Origin of the sequence: Flavobacterium frigoritolerans, from assembly GCF_025847275.1 — a bacterium.
GTDB lineage: Bacteria > Bacteroidota > Bacteroidia > Flavobacteriales > Flavobacteriaceae > Flavobacterium > Flavobacterium frigoritolerans.
On sequence record NZ_JAOZEV010000016.1, the window covers coordinates 63,832 to 89,399 of the forward strand.

General features: G+C 33.0%; 20 protein-coding genes and 2 tRNA genes. 12 read left to right on the forward strand and 10 right to left on the reverse strand.

Annotated elements, in window-relative coordinates:
* Positions 1–304: 304 nt before the first annotated feature.
* The 6 genes from tsf to OIU80_RS17255 form a co-directional block, all read right to left on the reverse strand.
* Positions 305–1,267: a translation elongation factor Ts gene (tsf, locus tag OIU80_RS17230; RefSeq protein ID WP_264288224.1), complete on the reverse strand. Its 963-nt coding sequence runs from the start codon at positions 1,265–1,267 to the stop codon at positions 305–307.
* A 137-nt stretch (positions 1,268–1,404) separates the two neighbouring features.
* Positions 1,405–2,193 carry a 30S ribosomal protein S2 gene (gene rpsB, locus OIU80_RS17235; protein ID WP_264288225.1) on the reverse strand — a complete coding sequence of 263 codons (789 nt, stop codon included), beginning with the start codon at positions 2,191–2,193 and terminating at the stop codon, positions 1,405–1,407.
* A gap of 174 nt (positions 2,194–2,367) precedes the next feature.
* Entirely contained in the window at positions 2,368–2,754 is a 387-nt protein-coding gene (gene rpsI, locus OIU80_RS17240) for a 30S ribosomal protein S9 (RefSeq protein WP_007808909.1), read from the reverse strand.
* Entirely contained in the window at positions 2,754–3,209 is a 456-nt protein-coding gene (gene rplM, locus OIU80_RS17245; RefSeq protein WP_264288226.1) for a 50S ribosomal protein L13, read from the reverse strand. Before rplM ends, rpsI begins: the two co-directional genes overlap by 1 nt.
* Positions 3,210–3,400: 191 nt before the next feature.
* Complete coding sequence (locus tag OIU80_RS17250) at positions 3,401–4,213, reverse strand: ferritin-like domain-containing protein (protein WP_264288227.1); 813 nt, start codon at positions 4,211–4,213, stop codon at positions 3,401–3,403.
* Between the two features lie 25 nt (positions 4,214–4,238).
* Positions 4,239–4,988, reverse strand: a complete 750-nt coding sequence (locus OIU80_RS17255) for a ferritin-like domain-containing protein (protein ID WP_264288228.1) — start codon at positions 4,986–4,988, stop codon at positions 4,239–4,241.
* A 232-nt stretch (positions 4,989–5,220) separates the two neighbouring features.
* Between OIU80_RS17255 and OIU80_RS17260 the strand changes: the two genes are divergently transcribed.
* Positions 5,221–6,249 (forward strand): LacI family DNA-binding transcriptional regulator, encoded by a 1,029-nt coding sequence (locus tag OIU80_RS17260; RefSeq protein ID WP_264288229.1) that lies wholly within the window; start codon positions 5,221–5,223, stop codon positions 6,247–6,249.
* 57 nt (positions 6,250–6,306) lie between these two features.
* Here OIU80_RS17260 and polA read toward each other — a convergent pair whose 3' ends face one another.
* Positions 6,307–9,153: a DNA polymerase I gene (polA, locus tag OIU80_RS17265; protein WP_264288230.1), complete on the reverse strand. Its 2,847-nt coding sequence runs from the start codon at positions 9,151–9,153 to the stop codon at positions 6,307–6,309.
* Positions 9,154–9,482: 329 nt separating this feature from the next.
* Here polA and OIU80_RS17270 point away from each other — a divergent pair, with 329 nt between their 5' ends.
* The 6 genes from OIU80_RS17270 to OIU80_RS17295 all read left to right on the forward strand — a co-directional run bounded on the left by OIU80_RS17270 (position 9,483) and on the right by OIU80_RS17295 (position 14,217).
* Positions 9,483–9,677, forward strand: coding sequence for a hypothetical protein (locus tag OIU80_RS17270; RefSeq protein ID WP_264288231.1), 195 nt, complete (start codon positions 9,483–9,485; stop codon positions 9,675–9,677).
* A gap of 183 nt (positions 9,678–9,860) precedes the next feature.
* The gene (locus OIU80_RS17275) at positions 9,861–10,535 is read left to right on the forward strand and encodes a response regulator transcription factor (RefSeq protein WP_264288232.1); all 675 of its coding nucleotides are present in this window, start codon (positions 9,861–9,863) and stop codon (positions 10,533–10,535) included.
* 11 nt (positions 10,536–10,546) lie between these two features.
* The gene (locus OIU80_RS17280) at positions 10,547–11,881 is read left to right on the forward strand and encodes a sensor histidine kinase (RefSeq protein ID WP_264288233.1); all 1,335 of its coding nucleotides are present in this window, start codon (positions 10,547–10,549) and stop codon (positions 11,879–11,881) included.
* Between the two features lie 332 nt (positions 11,882–12,213).
* Complete coding sequence (locus OIU80_RS17285) at positions 12,214–12,408, forward strand: hypothetical protein (protein ID WP_264288234.1); 195 nt, start codon at positions 12,214–12,216, stop codon at positions 12,406–12,408.
* Positions 12,409–12,605: 197 nt separating this feature from the next.
* On the forward strand, positions 12,606–13,847 hold the full coding sequence (locus OIU80_RS17290; RefSeq protein ID WP_264288235.1) for a metallophosphoesterase: 1,242 nt from the start codon (positions 12,606–12,608) through the stop codon (positions 13,845–13,847).
* A gap of 73 nt (positions 13,848–13,920) precedes the next feature.
* A complete protein-coding gene (locus OIU80_RS17295) occupies positions 13,921–14,217 on the forward strand; it encodes a thioredoxin family protein (RefSeq protein ID WP_035623602.1) in 297 nt (98 codons plus the stop codon).
* A gap of 56 nt (positions 14,218–14,273) precedes the next feature.
* Here the strand turns inward: OIU80_RS17295 and OIU80_RS17300 are convergent, their stop codons facing one another.
* Both OIU80_RS17300 and OIU80_RS17305 read right to left on the reverse strand, forming a co-directional pair.
* A complete protein-coding gene (locus tag OIU80_RS17300) occupies positions 14,274–14,918 on the reverse strand; it encodes a polysaccharide deacetylase family protein (RefSeq protein ID WP_264288236.1) in 645 nt (214 codons plus the stop codon).
* Between the two features lie 91 nt (positions 14,919–15,009).
* Entirely contained in the window at positions 15,010–18,285 is a 3,276-nt protein-coding gene (locus OIU80_RS17305; protein WP_264288237.1) for a glycosyltransferase family 117 protein, read from the reverse strand.
* A 245-nt stretch (positions 18,286–18,530) separates the two neighbouring features.
* Between OIU80_RS17305 and OIU80_RS17310 the strand changes: the two genes are divergently transcribed.
* Both OIU80_RS17310 and OIU80_RS17315 read left to right on the forward strand, forming a co-directional pair.
* Positions 18,531–18,601, forward strand: a tRNA-Gln gene (locus tag OIU80_RS17310).
* A gap of 108 nt (positions 18,602–18,709) precedes the next feature.
* A tRNA-Gln gene (locus OIU80_RS17315) sits at positions 18,710–18,780 on the forward strand.
* A 94-nt stretch (positions 18,781–18,874) separates the two neighbouring features.
* Here the strand turns inward: OIU80_RS17315 and OIU80_RS17320 are convergent.
* Entirely contained in the window at positions 18,875–19,699 is an 825-nt protein-coding gene (locus OIU80_RS17320) for a universal stress protein (RefSeq protein WP_264288238.1), read from the reverse strand.
* A 176-nt stretch (positions 19,700–19,875) separates the two neighbouring features.
* Here OIU80_RS17320 and rimP point away from each other — a divergent pair, with 176 nt between their 5' ends.
* From rimP to infB, 3 genes are read left to right on the forward strand one after another with little or no spacing between them, the layout of a single operon-like run.
* Positions 19,876–20,340 carry a ribosome assembly cofactor RimP gene (rimP, locus tag OIU80_RS17325; RefSeq protein ID WP_264288239.1) on the forward strand — a complete coding sequence of 155 codons (465 nt, stop codon included), beginning with the start codon at positions 19,876–19,878 and terminating at the stop codon, positions 20,338–20,340.
* A 13-nt stretch (positions 20,341–20,353) separates the two neighbouring features.
* Complete coding sequence (gene nusA, locus OIU80_RS17330) at positions 20,354–21,601, forward strand: transcription termination factor NusA (RefSeq protein ID WP_229989914.1); 1,248 nt, start codon at positions 20,354–20,356, stop codon at positions 21,599–21,601.
* A gap of 47 nt (positions 21,602–21,648) precedes the next feature.
* The gene (gene infB, locus OIU80_RS17335; RefSeq protein WP_264288240.1) at positions 21,649–24,525 is read left to right on the forward strand and encodes a translation initiation factor IF-2; all 2,877 of its coding nucleotides are present in this window, start codon (positions 21,649–21,651) and stop codon (positions 24,523–24,525) included.
* Positions 24,526–25,568 lie beyond the last annotated feature (1,043 nt).

The window sequence follows — 25,568 nt, forward strand, 5'->3', positions numbered from 1 at the left end:
TAAATGTTATTTTCAAATATACCTTTTTTATCTAAAGTAATTTCCTTTATAGCAACATTTAGGCTGTTTAATCTATGTAGTGAATAAGGTTCGGTAATAGCTTTGTAAATAAAATTTAGAGTTTTATTTTAAAGAATTTATCTGAGAATAAATTTATTTTTGTAGAAGTATATTAGGTTTAAAACAAAAAAATGATGGAGTTTGAAGTTCCATCATTTTAATTCATGCTTTATTGTGATATGTTTTAAACTAAAAAAGGTCGGAATTTCTTCCAACCTTTTTTATATGTAATTTAGAATATAGATTATCCTAAAGCAACTCTTTTGAAACCTGTAATTTCAACGTTGAATCCTTTAACATAATCACCAACTTTTTTACTATCATCTTTGATGAAGTTTTGATCTAATAAAGCTTTCTCTTGATCTAAAGTAGTGTTGTCAGAGATGAAACGTTGAACTTTTCCTGGGATAATTTTGTCCCAAATTTGCTCTGGTTTACCTTCAGCTTTTAATTCAGCTTTAGCATCTTCTTCAGCTTGTTTTAAAACTTCTTCCGTTAATTGAGAGAAAGAAATATATTTAGGAACATTTTTTAAAGTTTTTCCTAAACGTTTTGCCTCTTCATTTTCTTTTTCGATTACTGCAATACGAGCAGCAAGTTCAGAAGCAACGAAAGATGGGTCAAAATCTTTGTAAGATAATGTATCAGCTCCCATAGAAGCAACTTGCATAGAGATGTCTTTAGTTAAAACGTCACCATTAGCAATTGGTGCAGAAATTGCAGTTAATGCAGCAATTTTGTTAACGTGAACATAAGATCCAACAAAAGCACCTTCTAAAATTTCAAAACCACCGATTTCGATTTTTTCACCAATAACACCAGTTTGCTCGATTAATTTTTCAGCAACAGTCATTCCGTTGAAATCTGAAGCTAAGAATTCTTCTTTAGAAGAGAAATTGATAGCTTTTTCTACTAATTCTTTAGCCAAAGTTACGAAAGCCTCATTTTTACCTACGAAATCTGTTTCGCAGTTTAAAGTGATGATAACTCCTCTAGTTTTGTCAGCATTAATAAAAGAAACAGCAGCTCCTTCAGAAGACTCACGGTCAGAACGATTAGCAGCAACTTTTTGTCCTTTTTCTCTAAGGTTTTGTATAGCTTTATCGAAATCTCCTTCAGCTTCAACTAAAGCTTTTTTACAGTCCATCATTCCGGCACCTGTAACTTGTCTTAATTTATTTACGTCTGCAGCAGTAATTGTTGCCATATTGTATATTTTTTTATGAGTTAAAAGTAAAAATTCCAATCTTTAAATCTCAAATTCCAGTTTTATCAAATTATCAACGTAACGTTTCTAATTTTTTATGGGATTTGGAATTTAAAAATTGGAATTTAAAAGTTTATTTATTCTTTTGTTTCAGCAGCAGGAGCCTCAACAACAGCTTCAGCAGCAGGAGCCGCTTCTTCTGTAGCAGGTAACAACGCTTCAGTCTCTTTATCAGAACCTCTGTCAGAAAGACCTTCAACGATTGCAGCTGTAACTAAAGATAAAATTTTATCAATTGACTTAGAAGCATCATCATTTGATGGGATAACATACTCTACTTCTCTAGGATCAGAGTTAGTATCCACCATTGCGAAAACTGGAATGTTTAATTTTTGTGCTTCTTTTATTGCGATATGTTCAGCTTTGATATCTACTACGAACAATGCTGCAGGTAGTCTAGACATGTCTGCGATTGAACCTAAGTTTTTCTCTAGTTTAGCACGAAGACGATCTACTTGTAAACGCTCTTTCTTAGAAAGTGTCATGAAAGTACCGTCTTTCTTCATTTTATCAATAGTAGCCATTTTTTTAACAGCTTTACGGATAGTCACGAAGTTAGTTAGCATTCCACCAGGCCATCTTTCAGTTATATAAGGCATGTTTGCAGCTTTTGCTTTATCAGCAACGATGTCTTTAGCTTGTTTTTTGGTAGCAACGAATAATATTTTTCTACCTGATGCAGCGATTTTTTTCAAAGCTTCATTAGCCTCTTCAATTTTTGCTGCAGTTTTATATAGATTGATAATGTGAATACCATTACGCTCCATATAAATGTAAGGAGCCATGTTTGGATCCCATTTTCTAGTCATGTGTCCAAAGTGAACACCTGCTTCTAGTAATTCTTTTACGTCTATTTTGTTTGCCATTTTTGTACTAGTTTACGTTCTGTTGATTAGCAATGCATAAATGGCGGTTTCCCAGGCTTTATACATTTAGATGCTAAACTATTTCCTACCTCGATAGGAGAGCAACAACAACTGTGTTTTTTAAATTCAATAATAATTGAGATGCCTTGTCCTAAATGAACAAGACAGGTAATATTAACGTTTAGAGAATTGGAATCTCTTACGAGCTTTCTTCTGACCGAATTTCTTACGTTCAACCATTCTTGGATCTCTTGTTAATAAACCTTCTGGTTTTAAGATAGCTCTGTTTTCAGCATTTACTTCACACATAACACGTGCTAATGCCATTCTTACAGCTTCTGCTTGACCAGTTGAACCACCTCCGTAAACGTTTACTTTTACATCAAAGTTGTTTACATTTTCTGTCATAGACATTGGTTGTAAAACTTTGTATTGCAAAGTTGCAGTTGGGAAATAGGTTGCGAATTCTTTTTTGTTTACAGTGATTTTTCCTGTTCCTTCTGAAACATAAACACGTGCAACAGCGGTTTTTCTTCTACCGATTTTGTGAATAACTCCCATTACTTAAGATCGTTTAGGTTAACAGTTCTAGGTTTTTGAGCTCCTTGTTTGTGCTCAGATCCTACAACAACATTTAAATTTCTGAAAAGTTCAGCTCCTAATTTGTTCTTAGGTAACATTCCTTTTACTGCTTTTTCTACTAATAATGCAGGGTTTTTTGCTTGCAATACTTTAGCAGTTAAAGTTCTTTGTCCTCCTGGGTAACCTGTATGACGCATGTAAATTTTGTCATCCATTTTTGTACCTGTAAGGTTAATTTTTTCTGAGTTGATAACAATTACGTTATCTCCACAGTCAACGTGCGGTGTGTAACTAGGCTTGTACTTACCTCTTAAGATCATTGCAACCTTTGAAGCAAGACGTCCTAAGTTATGACCTTCAGCGTCAACAACAATCCACTCTTTAGTTACAGTGGCTTTGCTAGTTGAAACTGTTTTGTAGCTTAATGCGTCCATAATATTATTTTAATTAAACATTCCATCCCCAATAAAGGGGTTGCAAAAGTACAATTAATTATTTTAAATACAAATACCTTAAAAGATTATTTTAACTGCTGAAAATCAGGAGATATCTTTTTATTTAAAAGAATAAAAAAACCAGCTTTACAATTAAGTAAGCTGGTTCGGATATTTTGGAGTAAATTTTGTTACACAATAAACAAATTTGCTATGTCTACAACCTGTTGCGTAGTAAGTGGTTCATCATAGGCTTCTGAACCTGCCGAGGCTCCAAATAAGGTAGCAGTATTATATCCTGCTTGTACAGTTAATTCTTCTCCATTATATACAGCTTGAGTTTCCACAGGCATTCCTGTACCTCTTTCATTACCATTTATCCATCCTTTAAGGCCACGTAATCGTCGTACTTCTGATGCATGACGTGCTTCTACCGAATGTATTTGTAATGCGGCTGTTAATAAATCAGGTGTAGAAATTAAATTTCCTGCCTGACCTTTATAGGCTCTTACTCCCGTATCTTCAAATGCTTGTGCTAATGCTAGAAATGTTGGATAATCATTAAATGGATCAAAAGTTCCACCAACAGTAAAGTCAAAAGTAGGTTTAGGAACAAAGTTTGCGCTTGCTGGTCCGCCTAATCCTGCAATCAAAAATTTAACATGACTTGATTCATGGGCTGCAATTTGTTGAAAAACTTTTAAATCGCGTCCACCATTTTCAGACGCAGGAATAACTCCGTGGTCTAATGCCATGGCGTAAAATTCATTTTCCAGATATTCTAATGTTAATGCAAACTGTAATGCTCCGATTGGAGTTGCTGGAGTTGCAGTTATATCTTTGGCTAGAGCTTTATTGGCTAATGAAGATAATCCGAATGGAATTGAAGCTATTGCTAAAGTCTTTCCTATATTTCCAAATTGTGTAAAACTGTCTCTTCTTGAACCAGTGCTTCTCATCGCGCTTTCGTCAGCAAAAGTTTCTATAAATTTTAGTATGTTCATAATTTCTAGATTTTATGAGTTGTGGTTATGGTAAATATTTTGCTGTAAATGGAGTAGTTATAAATCCTCCTGCAACAGCTAAGATTTTAGATGGATCTTTTGCTACATCTAAACCAGTTGTGGCATTTACCACATCATCGCCCGCAAAATCTTTAGAGTTTGGGTTAATCAAACTTCTAATAGCCGAAGCGTGTCTTGCCTCTACAGAAACAATTTTGCCTGCTAATACTAAATAATCTGCACTTTTAATTAGTTTTCCTGCACCATTATATGCGGCAACTCCTGTGTCTTCAAGAGCTTTGGCAGTTGCAAGTACTTCAGTACGACTGTTAAAATTCATAGCTCCGTAATTAAAAGCCAAGCTAGGAAGTAATTGAGTGCTTGGTTTAGGGAGCGCTCCGCTTAAAGCAGCTTTAAAAAAATCTCTGTGAATTACTTCATGATGATACAAGTCGGTAAGTACTTGTTTTTCAATATCGTTAAAAACAGAGTTAAAACTCGATGCATTTACAACTTTAGTATAAAAATCTGCCTCTAATTGTTCTAAGGCATATGCATATGTTAATACACCGAAATCTCCAGAGCCTAAATCGAAGACTCCATTTCTAATTCCGGGTAGTGAAGTGTCATCTATGGGCATGTCTTCATTATCATCGTGACTGCATCCTGCCAAAAGTAAGCCAGTGCTAACAAGCGTTAGTCCACTGATCTTAAGAAAACTCCTTCTGTCGCTGAGTAAGGGGTTAACTTCGTGAATTTTAACTTCGTTTTTCATAATTCAATTTCTTTAAAGTGGTTATTAATAGTAATTATAATCATGCGTAAATAGTTATAAACGAAATTTTTAGGAGGGCGGTTTTAAATTTTGGCTTTTTTTTAATTTTTTGTTTAAACTATTTTAAGAAGGAGATGTAATTACTTGAAATTTTAATGTAGGTTTTGTCTGTTTTTTGGTTTAATTTCTTTAATTCTACTATATTTGTATTAATTCAATAAAATTATCTTAAATGAAAGCTAAAGCAACTCTAAAACAAATCGCAAAAGAACTTAATGTTTCTGTGTCTACAGTTTCTAAGGCACTTAATGATAGTCCTGAAATTAGTGAGCAAACTAAAATTAAAATTAAAGAGTATGCCAAACTAAAAAATTACAAACCGAATGTTATTGGTTTGAATTTAAAAAACCGTAAAACAAAAACGATAGGAGTTATTATACCTAACATATTAAACTCATTTTTCGCTAAGGTTTTTAGTGGTATCGAAAAAGTAGCTGATAAAAAAGGATATAATGTGATTACCTGTATTTCGAATGAGTCTTTGGAGAAAGAGATTCATACGCTTGAAATGTTGAGCAACGGAACGATTGATGGTTTCATATTGTCGGTTTCTGAAGAAGCTCAAAAATTACAAGAATACAATCACTTTAAAGAAATTATAAACGACGGAACGCCAATTGTAATGTTTGATAGGATTGCAGAAGGAGTAGAGTGTGATAAAGTGGTAGTTGATGATTTTGATTCAGCTTTAAATTCAACACAGCATTTAATTAATTTAGGATGCAAGAATATCGCCTTAATTTCTTCAGTAGATAATTTAAGTGTTGGGAAATTGAGAGCTGATGGATATCTAAAAGCTTTAGAGGATAATAATATTCCTGTAAATGAAAATATCATTCTTCGTACCGATTCAGAAGAAGATATGAAAAGTAAAATTGATGCTATTTTTGACCATAAAATTGATGCTATTTTTGCTTTAGACGAAAATGATTCAGTTGCAGCTTTAAGGGTTAGTTTGAAAAAAGGATATAGAGTTCCAGAAGACATATCAATAATAGGTTTTGCCGACGGAATTTTGGCTTCGAGACGATTATCACCAAGTTTGACTACAATAAGCCAACACGGAATAGAAATTGGCGAAGTTGCTGCCAAACGATTAATCTCAAGATTAGAAGAAAAAGAAGATGAGAGCAGCGATTACGAAACCATAGTAATCAAAACCAAACTGAAAGAAAGAGAGTCAACAAGAAAATCTAAATAAAACAAAAAATCCATTAGCTCGGCTAATGGATTTTTTGTTTTATATAAGGTTGTGTAATTAATGCGCCTCTAGCCAATCTCTTCCCATACCTAATTCTACTTCTAATGGAACTGCCATTATAAATGCGTTTTCCATTTCGTGTTTAATCATGGGTTGAATTTTTTCTAGTTCGTCATTGTGTACATCAAACACAAGTTCATCATGTACTTGAAGTAACATTTTAGATTTCCAGTTTTCAGATGTTAGTTTCTTATGAATATTAATCATCGCAATTTTAATAACATCGGCAGCACTTCCTTGAATTGGTGCGTTTACAGCATTTCTTTCGGCTCCGCCACGTACGATTGCGTTTTGTGAATTAATATCTTTTAAATAACGACGACGACCTAGAATAGTTTGTACATAACCATTTTCTCTAGCGAAATCTATCTGTTCTTGGATGTATGATTTTAATCTTGGATATGTTTTGTAATATGCTTCGATTAATGTTGCGCTTTCGCTTCTTGATAATGAGGTTTGATTACTTAAACCAAAAGCCGAAACACCATAGATAATACCAAAGTTTACCGTTTTGGCATGGCTACGTTGTTCACGAGTCACTTCTTCTAAAGCTACATTGAATACTTTAGAAGCGGTAGATTTATGAATGTCTTCATGATTCTGGAATGCTTTAATCATATTTTCTTCACCACTTAAAGCAGCGATGATGCGCAATTCTATCTGAGAGTAATCGGCAGAGATTAACGTATAATTTTCATCGCGAGCAATAAAAGCTTTACGTATTTGTCGTCCTCTTTCGGTACGAATTGGGATATTCTGTAAGTTAGGATTGTTGGAGCTTAAACGACCTGTTGCGGCTACAGTTTGCATATAATCGGTATGAACTCTTTTAGAAACTGGATCTACTTGTAATGGTAAAGCTTCTACATAGGTGTTTTGTAATTTTACAAGAGAACGCCAATCTAGAATTGCAGCTACAATCTCATTGTCTTTGGCTAAATAGCTTAAGATTTCCTCACCAGTTGCGTATTGACCTGTTTTAGTTTTCTTTTGCTTAGCTCCACCAATTTTTAATTTATCAAATAAGATATCACCCAATTGTTTTGGTGAGGCAAGGTTGAATTGTTCTCCTGCTATTTCGTAGATTTTGGCTTCTAATGTTTTAATATCATTGCCTAATTCTTCTGATAATGATTTTAAGAAATCTACATCAAGACGAATTCCTTCAGTTTCCATAGCAGCCAAAACACTAACCAATGGAATCTCGATTTCGTCGAATAATTTTTTAGTTTCGGTTTTGTCTAATTCAGTTGTGAATATTTCTTTAAGTTGCAAAGTTACATCGGCATCCTCAACAGCGTATTCTTTTATGTCTTCGAGTGCAACATCGCGCATCGATTTTTGATTCTTTCCTTTTTTACCAATTAAATCTTCAATAGATTTTGGAGCATATTTTAAATAGGTTTCTGATAAAATATCCATATTATGACGCATATCAGGATTAATCAGGTAATGCGCAATCATAGTATCGAATAATTTTCCTTTTACAGAAATGCCATAATTCAATAATATTTTTAAATCGTATTTTAAATTCTGTCCAATTTTTTCGATTGCTTCATTTTCAAAAAACGGAATAAATTTTTCGATTAATGCTTTTGCTTCCTCTTGATTTTCTGGAAACGGAACATAAAAACCTTTTCCTTTTTCATAAGAAAATGAAATTCCAACCAATTCGGCGTGTAAAGCATTTAATCCAGTAGTTTCGGTATCAAAACAAACAGCCGTTTGCTTCTGTAAATTTTGCAAAAGCAGTTTTAAGCCTAAATCACCTTGTACGATTTGGTATGAGTGCGGTGTGTTTTCTAAATTGCTATAAAAAGAAGTTCTTTGCGCTTCTGGATTTTCTTCATTAATAGTAGCACTTCCAAAAAGATCAAATTGATCATCGTTTTTCGGTTGTGGTTTTTTATATAATTTAGCATCAGGAGCTGCTGCAGTAGTTGCTAATCCGCTTCCATCCGCTTTAAAAAGGTTGTCAAATTGCTCCGCCATTCTTCTAAATTCCAATTCTTGAAAAATAGCATCGGTTTTTTCGATATCAGGACGTGTTAACTCGTAATCAGTTTCGTTAAAAGTTACAGGGCAATCTAATAAAATAGTTGCCAATGTTTTAGATAATAATCCTTTCTCGGCATTAGCCTCGATGTTTTCTTTCATTTTTCCTTTTAGCTTGTCGGTATTTGCCAAAAGGTTTTCCATAGAGCCGTATTCTTTCAATAGTTTTTTGGCAGTAACTTCTCCAACACCAGGAAGTCCAGGAATATTGTCGGCAGCATCACCCATCATTCCAAGAAAATCGATTACTTGTTCCGGACGTTCGATTTCAAATTTAGCCAATACTTCAGGAACACCCCAAATTTCTATTCCATTACCCATTCGGGCAGGTTTGTACATAAATATATTTTCAGATACCAATTGTGCAAAATCCTTATCTGGCGTTACCATAAAAACTTTATAGTTTTCTTTTTCGGCTTGTTTTGCAATAGTTCCAATTAAATCATCGGCTTCATAACCCGCAACTTCTATAATTGGGATGTGCATTGCTTTTAATAATTCATGTATATAAGGTACAGCAATTTTTATAGCTTCGGGAGTTACATCGCGATTGGCTTTGTACTCAGGGAATATCTCATTACGTAAAGCACTTCCTCCTTTGTCAAAAGCTACTGCTAAATGATCTGGTTTTTCTCTTTTTATAACATCCAAAAGAGAGTTCATAAACCCCATGATTGCAGAGGTATCCATTCCTTTGGAATTGATTCGTGGGTTTTTTATAAAGGCGTAATAACCACGAAATATTAAAGCGTAAGCATCAAGAAGAAAAAGACGTTTTTGAGTTGACATAAAAAAAATATTAGTCTGTAAAAATAAACAATTGGGTTTTAAAAACGATTCGGTTCTTGAAAATTTAATCGGGATAAACTTAAATTAGAATTGAAATGTTTTATTGGCAATGCTTTTCATCATCCGTAGAGGCGCACCGCAGTGCGTCTTTGCTAATACGATCATATTGTTTTGTCTATAAATATTGTGTAGAATTAGTGTTTTATGCGAAAATCGTTAATATCAAGTTAAAATTTTAATATCACTTATTTCTTCATTTTGTCTTCATTTTGCAGATGTAAATTTGGTGTATAAAATAAGAGATAATTAATTTTTAAATATTAGAAATCATGAGAAATTTAGTAATGTTATTAGTAGCAGTTTTAGGAACAAGTGCAATGGTTAGCGCAGCTACAACTCCGGTTAAAGCAACTCCAGTAAAAGAAGTTAAAGCGACCAAACACCCAAAAGCAAAAGCAGATAAAAAAACAAAAACAGCAAAAACAACAGCGCCTAAAGTTGAACCTATGAAAGCGAAAAAATAGATATCTTTTTTGTTTTGCTTTAAATGAGGGTTGATAGCGGTAGGTAAAACAAAAAGGATAATTATTGATAAGGCTGATAAAGAAATTTATCAGCTTTTTTTATTGAAACAGGCGTTAATTTTTTAATAATTAAAAAATTACGTTTTCATTATTTGCTTACTTTTAATTAATAAAACACAGTTTATGAATATTCTTATTGTCGAAGATAATAAAGAGCTGGCTATCGAGGTTCGTGATTTTTTGAGCGATGGTGGTTATGTATGTAAAATTGCAAATACCTGTAATGAGGCATTAGATGAAATAGGAGGAAATGATTATGATGCTATGTTACTTGATTTAGGTTTGCCAGATGGAGATGGTTTTGATGTTCTGAAGGCAGTACGAAAAACAAAATCTAAAATTGCAGTAATCGTTATTACAGCACGAGGAGGGCTAGATGACAGGATTGATGGTTTGCATCTTGGTGCCGACGATTATCTTACCAAGCCATTTGCATTAACAGAATTAAGTGCACGTTTATTTGCGGTTATTCGTAGAATGCATGGTTATACCTTAAATGATTTGGTAGTACATGGGTTTTCATTGCAATTGCAAGATTACAAAGTAAGTTATGAAGGAATGCCGATTAATTTAACCAAGAAAGAATTCGATATTTTTCAATATTTAGTATTGAATAAAAACCGTGTAATTACAAGATTGCAATTAACAGAACATATTTGGGGAGATATTCTGGAGATCAATTCCGATTCAAATTTTATAGATGTACATGTTCGAAACCTTCGAAAAAAACTAGACAAACACACAACTATAGATTGGTTTGAAACAGTCAGAAATGTAGGATATCGTATTAATACCTAACTAAATTAAACGTGAAAATAAAACATCAATTAGCCATTTTTAATGCACTAACACGGTTGTTGGTGATTTTAGTACTATGGTTAATGCTGCCTATTTTGGTTGAAAATGTAGTTTATAGACATATTAATAACGGACTTGTAGAGAAGAAAAAGAAGTTCATAGAGCATTTAAACCAAAATGAGATAGATGATTTTATCGTAAATGCAGATGATTCAACCGAAACCTATTCACAGTTTTCGAGCTTACATAGTGAATTTTTGGTGCTTTCGAGGTTGCAAAAACTACCAAATCAGGAAAAAACCACTTTTGTTAATGAAAACAGGATTATAGAAGGAGAAGAAAATGAATACAGAATATTACAATATCATTTTACTTACGAGAATATAGGATATGAGCTAGAGATAGGAAGCAGTTTGGCAGAAGTAAAAGATCTTACGTTTATAATTAAGCTCTTTATAATTATAGTTTTGGTTGTGATAGTTTTGATAACATTCTTGGCAGATACTTTTTATATAGAGTATTTACTCAAGCCTTTTTATAAAATTATTGATACAAAAATACGTCGGGTAAATGAGCCAGAAGCTTTTGATCATACTCCCATAAAAGCACATTCAGCAGATTTTAGAGAATTAGACTCTGTTTTAAACCAAATGATGGATAGGATAGGGGAGCTATTTAAAAAAGAAAAGCAATTTATATCCAATGTATCTCATGAACTATTAACTCCGATAGCATTATTGAAAAATAAATTTGAGAACTTATTACAAAATGAATCGTTGAATGATAATGCAGTAGATAAAATTGTCAGTTCGCTCAAGACACTGGATATGTTGAAGAAAATAATCAATAATTTATTGCTAATTTCCCGAATAGAAAATAATCAGTATGCAGCCAATGAAGTTATCAATTTTCATGAAATCGTAAGTGGTTTGTATGAAGATCTTCAGGACAGAATTGATGATAAAGAAATAGCGTTTTCTAATAAAATGGAGCATGATTTTAATTTCGTAGGTAATAAAACATTAATACATATCTTATTGTACAATTTGGTGACAAATGCAATAAAGTATAATAAAGAGAAAGGAAGTATTGTTGTAAGTGATGGTTTTTTAAATCAACAATATTACTTGTCTATTTCCGATTCGGGAATTGGAATGAATGAAACCCAAATCGAAAATATATTTAATCGATTTACTCGCATTAATTCCGATCAGGAAGGGCAAGGTTTAGGCTTGGCTATTGCCGATAGTATCGCATCATTTCATCATATAGATATAAAGGTAACTTCGAAACCAAATGAAGGAACCACGTTTTTATTATTATTCCCAAATAGCATTAAAGCTTAACCTGTTGGGTATAATTATTTCTACACATAGAAACATAGTTTTTTTAGCTAAAAATAAGGCGTTTCACTTATTTAAAGCGCACATAGCTAGCTATGCGAAAGAAATGTATTTCTTATTGTATTCTTTTTTGGACATAAAATCTATGTTTCTATGTGTTTAATTGAGTTTTTATGATCCGAGCAAGGCAAATAGGCGAAGTAATTACGCCCAACGAGTTAAAACTTAATTAAAAGTTAAAGTTTTTAGGTAGGGTAAAACTTCATTTAATCTTCATTTAGTGAAGATATCTTTGACCTATAAATAATGAGTTAATAATCATAAAAACCACAATCATGAAAAAAGTATTAATGCTAGCTATAGCAGTTTTAGGAACAACAGCAATGGTAAGTGCACAAACAACTCCAGCACAAACAACTCCAACAAAAGAAGTTAAAGCGACTAAACATGCTAAAAAGAAAGCAGATAAAAAAGCCGAAGCGGTGAAAACAGAAGTAGCTAAGCCAGAAGCTGCAAAAGCAAAAAAATAAGGGTTTGATAGGTATTTTACTTACTGTAAATTAGGGCTAATAATTTATATAAGGGGGTAAGTAAAATAATAGTTTTAGTAGGTGAAAGGCTGGTGAATTTATTCATCAGCTTTTTTGTTATTGCTTGCGTTAAAATTTTGATAATTAAAAGTTGTTGCATTTTCATTCTTTGTTACTTTGCCTAAAAAAAAATACCAATGGTCATTCGTTTTATAATTATTTGCGCTCTTTTTTTATTTATAGAGTTGTATTCTTTTCAGGCTATCCGAACTTTAATTAAATTAAGATGGCTTTTGATTAGTTACCAAATAATAAGTTTACTGCTTTTTGTATTTATAATATATTCTTTTACGCAATTTGATCGTTCAGTAGGGCAAACTAAGCAAACCATGTTTACAATGGGATTAATGCTATTGGTTTATGTGCCAAAAATTGTAATAACATTAGTGCTTTTAGGTGAAGATGTTTTTCGTGCAGGAGTTGGGATTGTTAATTATTTTATCGAAAATCCAAATACAACAACAAATAGTGTAATTCCGAGCCGAAGAAAATTTGTAAGCCAATTGGCAGTAGGTTTGGCTGCGGTTCCTTTTTTATCACTGATTTATGGAATTTTTGAAGGGAGGTATAATTTTAAAGTATTTAAACAAACGGTATTTTTTCCAGATTTGCCAGATGCTTTTGATGGGTTTAGAATTACACAAATATCAGATGTACACTCAGGAAGCTTCGATAATCCAGAGAAAATAAGTTATGCCATCGATTTGGTAAATGAACAAAATTCGGATATGATTTTGTTTACAGGAGATATCGTTAATACGCATGCTACCGAAATGCATCCTTGGTTAGAGACATTCAATAAAATTAAAGACCCTAAGTATGGTAAATATTCAGTTTTAGGGAATCATGATTATGGTGAATATGTTACTTGGCCATCAGAGGAAAAGAAAGAGGAAAATTTTGAAGCTATAAAAAAATTATATGAGCAAATAGGATTTCAATTGTTGTTGAATGAACATACTTATATCCAAAAAGGAGAAGATAAAATAGCTTTGGTAGGTGTAGAAAATTGGGGGCATAATTTTAAAAAAGCAGGCGATTTAAATAAGGCTTCGCAAAATGTTCAACAAGAAGATTTTAAAGTTTTAATGAGCCATGATCCAAGTCATTGGGAGTATGAAATAAAAAATCATCCTAAGAATTTTCACCTTACTTTGTCAGGACATACGCATGGGATGCAATTTGGAATTGAAATTCCAGGATATTTTAAATGGAGTTTGGCACAATATGTGTACAAACAATGGGCTGGTTTGTATGAAAATGCAGGCCGCTATGTATATGTAAATCGTGGTTTTGGTTTTCATGCTTATCCAGGACGTGTAGGGATAATGCCCGAAATAACCGTGATTGAACTAAAAAAAGGGAAGAATGTGGCATAATTCGTTAAAAATGCTACATTTGTATATAATAAATTCTTTTTAGTAGATTTAAAAAGATTAAATTTTTGGTTTTATGTCAAAATTCGGAGAACTTATAAATGCTCAAGTTCCAGTGTTAATAGATTTTTACACCGATTGGAACGAATCATCAGTGTCAATGCATCCTGTAATTAAGGATGTTGCAGCTGCGCTAGGCGATAAAGCTAAGGTGATTAAAATAGATGTGGATAAAAATCAGGAATTAGCCGATGCTCTTAGAATTAAAGGGCTACCTACTTTGATGATATATAAAGAAGGTCAGATGATTTGGAGGCAATCTGGTGAATTAGATGCAAATACTATTATTGGAATTGTGCAAGAGCAATTCTAATCTCTTCTACATACTGCAAACTTGTGGTATTTTATACTTTATTGGATGTTCTGTGTTTAATAAATAACATCAAATATAAAATTGTTTTCCTTTAAATAATCTAATGTTTTTGGTAATGCAAATTTAAGGTTTTGCGATGCTTTTATGCTATCGTGAAAAACAATGATGCTCCCTGATTTCACATTTTTGATTACATTCTGCAAGCATTTTTCGGGAGTTATACTTCGATCAAAATCTGCGCTTAAAACATCCCACATTATTATTTTATATCCTAGTTGGCGTAACTGTGCCGATTGTGATTTTGTTATTTTCCCATAAGGAGGGCGAAAAATCTTTGACGGAATGATTTTAGTAGAAGATTTTTTAATTTGTTTGTCACATAAAAGGCTATCGTTTAAGTAAGCTGCAGTAGTGGTTTTCCATCCTTTTAAGTGGTCGTAAGTGTGGTTTCCTATACTATGTCCATCATCGATTATTTTTTTGAAAATCTCAGGATGTTTTTCGATGTTATTTCCAATACAGAAGAAAGAGGCTTTAGCATTTCGTTTTTTGAGTTCAGATAAAACCCATTCAGTGATTTCGGGAGTAGGGCCGTCATCAAAAGTCAAATAAACTTTATTCTCCTTATTAGGTATGTCCCAATAGTAGTTAGAAAAAAGATGTTTAATTAGCTTGTTTGTTTTGATCCAATAAAAACTCATTTTCAGAAATTTTAGATTATGTAAAAATAAAAAATGTAGCGGTATTTTTCAATAGCGCTACATTTTTTAATTATTATATTTTGAATATTATTTATTCCTTTTCACGACCAAATCGCTCAAAAACATTTACATAAGTATTAAAGATGGCTTTTTGTTTATTGTAAAAAGGTAAATCTTTACTGTCTTTCATTACTTGTAATAAGCTTCTGTATCTTTCGATATCGGTAATGATATCGATAGCTAGGCTTGATTGCTCAGAAGGAGTTAAATGACTGTAATAGTCAAGGTTTTCTTTGTATTTGTTTATTAGTTTTTCTAGTAAATCATGTGCTTTAGCTTTTTCGCCAACATCATAATATCCTTTAGCAAAGGGCTCAACTAATGAGTAATAACCAAATTTATCCAATGGCATTTTAGTCATTGCTAAATTGATGATGTTTTTGGCTTTGTCAATTTTACCTTCAGCGATTAATCGTTTCATCAGTCTAGAAAGGTTCGTACGATATGTGATACTGTTTCGTCTGGTTTCAGGATCGTGATAAATTTTATCACTATCGCTGTTGCCCCAGTCCCATTTCATTACGATATCATACATTTTATCAGTGTCAATTTGTCCCATATCCATTGGGCCGCCTTCTTTAGAAGGAACGTTTTTGATAGGCACAAGTTTATATACCATACCATCAAGTTGAAGGTAGTTTTTTAGCCATAGATAATCTTCATCATCAAAAGCACCTCCACTAAAATAAATAGGTCTTTTCCAGTCGTTGTTTGCTAATATATCAAGCATCATCAAACGATTTTTATATATGGCGTTCCCTTTAATATCGATGTCGATATAAGGAACTATAGAGTCATAATACTTTGGAGCAACTACTTTATTCTTAATAATATTGTCTTTGTTTATAGTAAGACGAATTTTATTAGTTGGGTAAAAGTGAATTGTTTGTCCGTTTTGCATTTCAACAGTTGACTTTGGATTTTTTATAAAATTTATAAAATCTTTAATATCCCATCGGCTGTCTATTTTTGGAATGTGAGCTACGTAATCTCGTTTATCTCCCACATATTGATCATGTGTAAAAGAAATTGGCAACGGATCTGATTCGTAAGCTTTCATTTTCATCTGATCAATATACCAATCAGTCATGAATAAACTTGTGTTTACGATTTTCACATCAGTTCTGATGTGCTCAATTTCTTGAGCGTACCATAATGGGAAGGTATCATTATCACCAATGGTATATAAAATAGCATTTGGATCACATGAGTTTAAATACGCTTTAGCCATTGATAAAGCAGTGTATTTGTTTGATCTGTCATGATCGTCCCAGTTTTGAGAAGCCATAAGTACCGGTGCCGCAAGTAAGCTACCGACAATAACTATAGGTCCAGCAATTTTTGGAGCAATATATTTCTGTAAACTTTCATAGAGGGCATATACACCAAATCCAATCCAGATGGCAAATACATAAAAGGATCCTACTAGTGCATAATCTCTCTCTCGAGGTTCAAAAGGTCTTTCGTTTAGGTATATTTTTAGTGCGAAACCAGTAAATAAGAATAAAGCGAGTAGAACATAGAAGCTCTTTAAATCTTTATTAGCATGATACATTAATCCAATTAAGCCAAGGATGAATGGTAAGAAGAAATAAACATTTCTTCCTTTGTTATTTAATACATCTGATGGTAAGTTGTCTTGAGAACCCAAGTGGATTGAATCTAATAATTTGATTCCGCTAATCCAGTTTCCGTCTAAATTGTCGTATTTTCCTTGAACATCACTTTGACGGCCAACAAAATTCCACATTAAATACCTCCAGTACATATATCCAAATTGATATTCGAACATAAAGCCGAAGTTATCTGTCATTGTTGGTTTCTCAATAATTAAGTAATCTCCGTAGCTTTTTAAGAATTTAATATAACCATCGTTGTCAATTTGTTTTTGAGTATAGGCTTTTTTGAATTCCATGATTGTTTTTTCAACCTCATGTCTCAGTTGGGCAGTTGCTTTATTGTATTCTTCTTCAGATAATTGACTTGGGTCAATGCCGTATTTTTGTAAATCATCTTCGTAAGGATAGTTTGGATTTATCTTAAATGCAGGAGGGTTGGTAAAGTTTACGTAATTCTCTGCATGATCGGTGCTCCACATTCTTGGTAAAAATGCTTTTTGTGCATCATCAGAATTTTGCACAGCATTTTTATAATTGTTTGTGATTATATATTTACCAGTCTTATAATCTCTTTCGTAATTTGGTTTTTTGTCAAGATAAGGAGTGTTTTTGTCTAATCCTGCAAACATTTCTGTGTATTGAGGTCCGTAAAACAAAGGGTTAGCGCCATATTGTTCACGATTATAATAAGCAAGTACCTCGGTTGCATCCGAAGGCTTATTCTCGTTAATTACTGTATTGGCATTGGCTCTAATAGGTAGCATTAACCAAGTAGAGAATCCAATTAAAATGAATAAGATACAAAGTATTATTGTATTGTAAAAAACAAGGCCTTTTTGTTTAGTGTAACGTAATCCGAAATAAAAGAAAGCGATAAAAACCAAGGCTACAAAAATAGTTCCTGAATTAAAAGGCATTCCCATTTCGTTAACCATGAAGATCTCGGTTTTACCAAAGAAAGCCATTGTTAACGGAAGTAATAATATAAAAATGAATAGTAAGACTGCTACTACCACGATATTGGCGATAATAAAGTTTTTAATGGTGACTTTTTCGTAGTTTTTAAAGAAGTAAAGGAATCCAATTGCAGGAACAGTAAGTAATGCCATGAAATGCACCCCAAATGAAAGACCAACTACTAATGATATGATCAGCAACCATTTATTTCCTCTTGGAGTATGCATGTCTTGTTCCCAACGTAATCCCAACCAAAAAAGTAAAGCAATTAATAAGGATGCCATAGCGTAAACTTCTGCTTCAACAGCATTAAACCAGAAACTATCAGAGAATGTATAAGCTAAAGCTCCAACAAAAGAGCTTCCTAGAATTACAATGGCATTGTTCTTGTTGATTTCAGAAAAACGTGCTATCATTTTTTTAAGAATAATAGAAGAAGACCAGAACATGAATAGTATTGTAAATGCACTAGAGAATACAGACATCATATTTACCATTAAGGCTATATGTTGATCGTCTATTGCAAACATTGCAAAGAAAGCACCCATCATTTGGTATAAAGGTGCTCCGGGTGGGTGACCTACTTCAAGCTTTGCAGCTGTAGCGATGTATTCACCACAATCCCAAAAACTCATTGTAGGTTCAACAGTAAGGGTGTAGGTTATTAAAGCGATTGTAAAAGTTAACCAACCAATAATTGTATTCCATTTATTAAAGTTGAATTGTGCCATATTTAGGTGTTAAAAATTTGTCCTTATTTAATCTTACAAAGAAAATGTTTTTTTGTGTAATCAAACGAGCATTAACAAATTTTTCTATAAAAGTAATTGGCTGGGGTAATTTGTTGTGTATGAATTGGTTTCGTGTTATTGTTGAGATTGTTTGGAAAAAAAAGCATTTTTTTTTAAAATTTTTACTCAAAACGCTTGTGCAAACTAAAAAAAGCTTTAAATTTGCACTCGCTTAACAGCACTGCTGGTCTATGGTGTAATGGTAACACAACTGTTTTTGGTGCAGTCTTTCAAGGTTCGAGTCCTTGTAGACCAACATAAAAAGCCTCTCAATCGAGAGGCTTTTTTTATGCAATAAAGTTTTTGTAAAAAGTTTGCATAAGTCAAAAAAAGCTTTAAATTTGCACTCGCTTAACAGCACTGCTGGTCTATGGTGTAATGGTAACACAACTGTTTTTGGTGCAGTCTTTCAAGGTTCGAGTCCTTGTAGACCAACATAAAAAGCCTCTCAATTGAGAGGCTTTTTTTATGCAATAAATTTAAAAAATTTTGTAGCTCTTCTTGCGGTGTGATTTTTATTGTTGCTTGCTTATATTTTAAACGTTATTATTGGTTGTATAGCGTGATTTACTATGTCTTCGCTAATACTGCCGTTGAAAAAATGTGAAAATCCAGTTCTTCCGTGAGTACACATACCTATTAAATCAGCATCAATACTATTTGAGAAGTTAATAATTCCATTTTCGATATTAGTGTCGTTATAAATATGAGTTGAATAATTGTCGAGATTAAATGGAGTGATGAAATCATTCATTATTTTTTTTGCAACATGGGTCGGTTTGAAACTATTTGGGGTGCAAATCATGACTAAATGTAATTTAGAATCAAAAATTTTTGCAAATTCTATCAATTTTTTAAAAGGTTTTTCAATTTCTTTTGAAAAATCTGAAGCGAAAACAAAATTTGTTGTTTTAAATTCGTTCATATGTTTTTTTATTACTAAAACTGGAATTTCAGAATGGCGAACTACTTTTTCTGTGTTTGATCCTATGACTAATTCTTCAAGTCCAGAAGTGCCATTTGAGCCCATTATAATTAAGTCAATTTCATGCTCATTAGCTACTTTTTCAATTCCTTCTGCTGGTCTGTCGAGTTTTGTCATCTCGATTATTGTAAGTCCATCTAGGTAGGCTCTCTCGGCGATTTTGGAAAGCATTTCGTTTGCTTTTTTCATAAAAAGCATAGTCTCAGGGATGCTAATTCCGCCAGTAATGGCATCGTTCATTTGGCTGGGTAATTCTAACGTGTGTAGTATGATTATTTCAGCATTATTCTTTTTTGCGATTTGCGCTGCGACTTTTAAAGCGTCTTCTGCATGTTCGGAAAAATCGGTGGGAACTAGTATGCGTTTCATAACTTTTTGATGTTAAATTACATGAAAAATCGTTTATTTTGGTGCTTATATAAAGATAAGAAATATTTTTAGAGCAATCAATTTATTTTGATTTATAAAAAAACACTATATTTGCACCGTTATTTATTAAAATCTAAATAATGAGGGGACTAAATGTCCCCTCTTTTTATAAAAGTATGACATTTAAAGAAAAAGTAAACGTATTAATAGCTGAGGGTCTCTTAGAAAAACCATCAATTTTTTTAATAGACTTAACCATTACCGATGCTTTCAAGATAATTGTATCTTTGGATGGAGATAATGGTGTGCTCTTGCAAGACTGTATTGATGTTAGTCGCGCTATCGAGAATAATTTGGACAGAGAGGAACAAGATTTTTCTTTGGAAGTTGCTTCGGTAGGAGTTGGATCTCCATTAAAAATGGTTAGACAATACAAGAAAAACATTGGTAGAACATTGATAGTAAATACTAATGGTGAAAAAATTGAGGCTGAATTGGTTGATGCTAATGAAGATTTCATAATTTTGTCTTGGGAAGCAAGGGAACCTAAGAAATTAGGAAAAGGAAAAGAAACAGTTCAAAAAGAGCAGCAAATACCTTATACAGAAATTAAAGAGGCAATTGTTACAGTAACATTTTAATTAAAGAATTCGCATGGAAAATTTAGCATTAATCGATTCATTCTCAGAGTTTAAAGATGATAAACTTATTGATCGTGTAACGCTTATGGCAATCTTAGAAGATGTATTTAGAAATGCATTGAAGAAAAAATACGGTTCAGATGATAACTTTGATATTATCATAAATCCTGATAAGGGAGATATGGAAATTTGGAGAAGGAGAGTAATCGTTGCTGACGAAGATCTTGATTTTGAAAATGAGGAGATTACTTTGACAGAAGCAAGAAGAATTGAAGCGGATTTTGAAATTGGAGAAGAGGTTTCTGAAGAAGTAAAATTAATTGATTTAGGTAGAAGAGCTATTTTAGCTTTACGCCAAAATTTGATTTCTAAAATACATGAACACGATAATACAAATCTTTATAAGCAATTTAAAGATATTATTGGAGATATTTATACTGCCGAAGTGCACCATGTTCGCCCAAGAGTTGTAATTTTGGTGGATGATGAAGGAAATGAGATAGTATTGCCAAAAGAAAAACAAATTCCATCTGACTTTTTCCGTAAAGGAGATAATGTTCGTGGAATTATTGAAAGTGTTGAATTAAAAGGGAATAAACCACAAATTATTATGTCTAGAACTTCAGAGAAGTTTTTAGAAAAATTATTTGAACAAGAAATACCAGAAGTATTCGACGGATTAATTACAGTTAAAAATGTAGTTAGAATACCAGGAGAGAAAGCAAAAGTAGCGGTAGATTCTTATGATGATAGAATTGATCCTGTTGGAGCTTGTGTAGGTATGAAAGGTTCTCGTATTCACGGAATTGTACGTGAATTAGGAAATGAAAATATAGATGTTATTAATTATACTAGTAACATTCAATTATATATTACAAGGGCTTTAAGTCCAGCAAAAGTATCTTCAATAAAGATTAATGAAGAAACTAAAAGAGCCGAAGTTTTCTTGAAATTAGAGGAAGTTTCTAAAGCTATCGGTAGAGGTGGTCATAACATTAAACTAGCGGGCCAATTAACAGGCTATGAGCTTGATGTTATTAGAGAAGGAGATGTAGCAAGCGGTGAAGACGATGATGTCGAATTAACAGAGTTCTCTGATGAAATCGAAGGATGGGTTATCGAAGAGTTTGCTAAAATAGGATTGGATACTGCAAAGAGTATTTTAAAACAAGAAGTAGAAGATTTAGTAAGACGTACAGACTTAGAAGAGGAAACAATTCTAGATGTAATGCGTATACTAAAAGAAGAGTTTGATAGTTAAGCTATCTTTCTCACAACACAACGAATAGGTAATAATAAAAAGGTTTTATGTCTGAAGAGAGAGTAATAAGAATAAACAAGGTTTTAAGGGAATTAAATATTTCATTAGAAAGAGCTGTGGATTATCTAAAAGATAAGGGAATTGCTATTGATGCAAATCCAAACGCAAAAATTTCTAATCAGGAATTTAATATCCTACAAAGCCAATTTGCGGGCGATAAGGGAAATAAGGAGGCTTCTAAAGAAGTTGGTGAGGAAAAGAGAAAAGAGAAAGAAGCATTGCGTGTAGAACGTGAAAAAGAAATTGAAGACAAACGCAAACAAGACGAAGAGCGCCAAAAACAACAAGAGGTTATAAAAGCGAGAGCTGTTGTAACAGCTCCTGTTCAAGTTGGTAAAATTAATCTAAATCCAAAAAAACCTGCAATTATTCCAAACACTCCTTCAGTAGCAGAGCCAGAAAAAGTTGAAACACCTAAGGAAGTTGTAAAAGAAGAAAAACCTGTTATAAAAGAGGTAGTTCAACCTGTACAACCACCAGTTGCTGTTACTGAGAAAAAAGAAGAAAAACCTGTTGTAGAGAAAAAAGAAGTTAAGCCAGTAGTAGTGGTTCCTGCAGAAAAAGCGCCTGTTGTAAAAACAGAACCTGCTGTAGTAACACCTCCTGTTGAAGAATCTATAACAACACAATATCAAAAATTATCTGGAACTACACTTACAGGTCAAACAATTGATTTATCTCAATTTAATAAGCCTAAAAAGAAAAAAGAAGATCCAAAGATAACTCCTAATAAACCAGGAGCTCCAGGAGCAGCTGCAAATAACGCTAACAAAAATAAGCGTAAAAGAATTGCTCCTAAACCAGGTGCGCCTAGACCGGCTGTGCCGCCAGGAACACCAAATCCTAATAAAATTACTCCGAATACAGGAGGAGCTGGAGGAGGATTTAATGCAAACAGAAGTTCAAGACCAGGTTTTGTAAAAGGAAACCGTCCTGCAATTGTAGCTAAGGTTGAGCCTACTGAAGAGGAAGTAAAAAACCAAATTAGAGAGACACTTGAAAAACTACAAGGTAAAGGTGGTAAATCAAAAGCTGCTAAATACCGTAGAGATAAAAGAGATACGCACCGTCAGAAATCTGATGATGAGCAAAGAGCTTTAGATGAAGGAAGTAAAACTATTAAAGTTACTGAGTTTGTTACTGTAGGTGAAATTGCTATCATGATGGATGTGCCAATTACTAAAGTTATTGGTACTTGTATGTCACTTGGAATCATGGTTACCATGAACCAGCGTCTTGATGCAGAAACATTAACAATTGTAGCCGATGAGTTTGGTTATGAAGTTGAGTTTATTACTGTAGATATCGAAGAAGCTATTGAGGTAGTTGAAGACAGAGAAGAAGACTTAGTGGTTAGAGCGCCAATTGTAACAGTAATGGGTCACGTCGATCACGGTAAAACATCTTTACTGGATTATATCCGTAAAGAGAATGTTATTGCTGGAGAGTCTGGAGGTATTACACAACACATTGGAGCATACGGAGTAACATTAGATAATGGTCAAAAAATTGCATTTTTAGACACACCAGGTCACGAGGCGTTTACAGCGATGCGTGCACGTGGAGCTCAAGTTACCGATGTTGCAATTATTGTAATTGCGGCGGATGATGATATCATGCCACAAACAAAAGAGGCTATTTCTCACGCACAAGCTGCAGGAGTGCCAATTATATTTGCTATCAATAAAGTTGATAAGCCAAATGCTAATCCAGAGAAAATAAAAGAAAGATTAGCAAGTATGAATTTACTTGTTGAGGATTGGGGAGGAAAAATCCAATCACATGATATTTCTGCAAAAACTGGATTAGGTGTTAAAGAATTATTAGAAAAAGTATTGCTAGAGGCAGAGATTTTAGATTTAAAATCAAACCCAAATAAAGCAGCTCAAGGAACTGTTGTTGAGGCTTTCTTAGATAAAGGAAAAGGGTATGTTTCGACTATCTTAGTTCAACACGGAACGCTTAAAATTGGAGATTATATGTTGGCTGGTAAACATCATGGTAAAATTAAAGCCATGCATGATGAAAGAGGGCATACAGTTTTAGAAGCAGGTCCGTCGACTCCAGTGTCTGTTTTAGGACTGGATGGTGCAGCAACTGCAGGTGATAAGTTTAATGTATTTGAAGATGAAAAAGAAGCGAAACAAATTGCTTCAAAACGTTCTCAATTAATGCGTGAACAATCTGTACGTACACAAAGACATATTACGTTAGATGAAATCGGACGTCGTATTGCACTTGGTCAATTTAAAGAATTAAATGTAATCCTTAAAGGAGATGTGGATGGTTCTGTAGAAGCATTATCTGATTCGTTCTCTAAATTGTCTACTGAAGAAATTCAAATTAATATTATCCATAAAGGAGTTGGAGCGATTACTGAAACTGACGTTATGTTGGCTTCTGCATCAGATGCTATTATTATTGGATTTAATGTTCGTCCAGCAGGTAATGCAAGACAATTAGCAGATAAAGAAGAAATCGATATCCGTTACTACTCTATTATCTATGCAGCTATCGATGACTTGAAAGATGCAATGGAAGGAATGTTAGCTCCAGAGATGAAAGAAGAAATTCTTGGTACTGCAGAAATTAGAGAGATATTCAAAATTTCTAAAGTTGGATCTATTGCAGGATGTATGGTAATGGATGGTAAAATAGCAAGAAACTCTAAAATTAGAGTGATCAGAGATGGTGTTGTTGTATTTACTGGAGAGTTATTAGCATTAAAACGTTTCAAAGATGACGTTAAAGAAGTTAGTAAAGGATACGATTGTGGTATTCAAATCAAAAACTTTAATGATATCGAAGAGCGTGATGTAATAGAAGCTTACCATGAGGTTGCAATCAAAAAGAAATTGAAATAATATTTTATAGTTTTCAAATTAAAAATCCCGACTTGTCGGGATTTTTTTTGTTTAATATTGAAAGTTTTTTTAGAATGAAGAATAAATCAGTTGAGATAATTTGTTTGTGTTTTTTTTGAAGTTTACAATGTGCTGTAAAATGTGGTGTAAAATGTGGTCAACTTTGAGATGGTTTTGCGGTCTTATCGTAAGTGTTAATTTTTGAGTGACGATATTTTATTAGGGAGTTGATTTTAGTTTATAAGTACAGCTGTTGTTATTAAAAATGGATTTTGTGAAGTGTAGTTGTGTGTTTTTGTTAGGTGATGAAAATGATATTATTGTAATTATGATGAATGTCGATTTTGAAAATGTTAGTATTAAAGCAGATTCTTGATGATGTATTGAATATATGTTTTAAATGAGGGTTTGGTTTGTGTTTTTAGTTTGTTAGCTCGATGATCTGTAATTGTGTGAAAGGAGCATTTATTTGTATCGAATAAGGTGTCAATGTCTCAATTGATAGGGTAGATGTGATTTTTGAATTTGATGCTTTTATGATTGATTCTTTGTAAGTCTAAATCGTAAAATTAACTTTAGAAGTTGGCTTAATTTGCTGTTTGTGTTTGTAGAATTTGGCAGAGTGGAGAATGAGTACATTCTAGTATAAAACTGTATTGGTATAAGTGGTCTTTGATTTTATGTTTTTTCTTTTGTGGTTCAGGTAATTTTATTTTACTAAGGATGATTTTTTGAATGTGAATTTCTGGTCAGTTACTTTGTTGTAAAATATAAATATTAATAAAGTAGTTGGTAACCGAGATTGAAAGTTGATATAATTTATTTGTCTTTAGTTGGTAGGGTTACTTTTTGGCTTTGGGTTAATAGTTTTAGAAGTGAATTGTATTAATGAAGTGTTATGGTTTACTAAAGGTGTATTTGATAATAGCGTATCATTATATGTGTCATATCGGCATGAAGTCTAGTTGTTGGTTTTCTATTTTTTAAGGTTGATGTGGTTACTTCAAATCGGATTCATATTAATGAGATAAGCAAGAAGATGC

Coding starts and splice junctions, on each gene's coding strand:
- tsf (WP_264288224.1), bottom strand. CDS start 1,267: ATGGCAACAATTACTGCTGCAGACGTAAATAAATTAAGACAAGTTACA.
- rpsB (WP_264288225.1), bottom strand. CDS start 2,193: ATGGCAAACAAAATAGACGTAAAAGAATTACTAGAAGCAGGTGTTCAC.
- rpsI (WP_007808909.1), bottom strand. CDS start 2,754: ATGGGAGTTATTCACAAAATCGGTAGAAGAAAAACCGCTGTTGCACGT.
- rplM (WP_264288226.1), bottom strand. CDS start 3,209: ATGGACGCATTAAGCTACAAAACAGTTTCAACTAGCAAAGCCACTGTA.
- OIU80_RS17250 (WP_264288227.1), bottom strand. CDS start 4,213: ATGAACATACTAAAATTTATAGAAACTTTTGCTGACGAAAGCGCGATG.
- OIU80_RS17255 (WP_264288228.1), bottom strand. CDS start 4,988: ATGAAAAACGAAGTTAAAATTCACGAAGTTAACCCCTTACTCAGCGAC.
- OIU80_RS17260 (WP_264288229.1), top strand. CDS start 5,221: ATGAAAGCTAAAGCAACTCTAAAACAAATCGCAAAAGAACTTAATGTT.
- polA (WP_264288230.1), bottom strand. CDS start 9,153: ATGTCAACTCAAAAACGTCTTTTTCTTCTTGATGCTTACGCTTTAATA.
- OIU80_RS17270 (WP_264288231.1), top strand. CDS start 9,483: ATGAGAAATTTAGTAATGTTATTAGTAGCAGTTTTAGGAACAAGTGCA.
- OIU80_RS17275 (WP_264288232.1), top strand. CDS start 9,861: ATGAATATTCTTATTGTCGAAGATAATAAAGAGCTGGCTATCGAGGTT.
- OIU80_RS17285 (WP_264288234.1), top strand. CDS start 12,214: ATGAAAAAAGTATTAATGCTAGCTATAGCAGTTTTAGGAACAACAGCA.
- OIU80_RS17290 (WP_264288235.1), top strand. CDS start 12,606: ATGGTCATTCGTTTTATAATTATTTGCGCTCTTTTTTTATTTATAGAG.
- OIU80_RS17295 (WP_035623602.1), top strand. CDS start 13,921: ATGTCAAAATTCGGAGAACTTATAAATGCTCAAGTTCCAGTGTTAATA.
- OIU80_RS17300 (WP_264288236.1), bottom strand. CDS start 14,918: ATGAGTTTTTATTGGATCAAAACAAACAAGCTAATTAAACATCTTTTT.
- OIU80_RS17305 (WP_264288237.1), bottom strand. CDS start 18,285: ATGGCACAATTCAACTTTAATAAATGGAATACAATTATTGGTTGGTTA.
- OIU80_RS17320 (WP_264288238.1), bottom strand. CDS start 19,699: ATGAAACGCATACTAGTTCCCACCGATTTTTCCGAACATGCAGAAGAC.
- rimP (WP_264288239.1), top strand. CDS start 19,876: ATGACATTTAAAGAAAAAGTAAACGTATTAATAGCTGAGGGTCTCTTA.
- nusA (WP_229989914.1), top strand. CDS start 20,354: ATGGAAAATTTAGCATTAATCGATTCATTCTCAGAGTTTAAAGATGAT.
- infB (WP_264288240.1), top strand. CDS start 21,649: ATGTCTGAAGAGAGAGTAATAAGAATAAACAAGGTTTTAAGGGAATTA.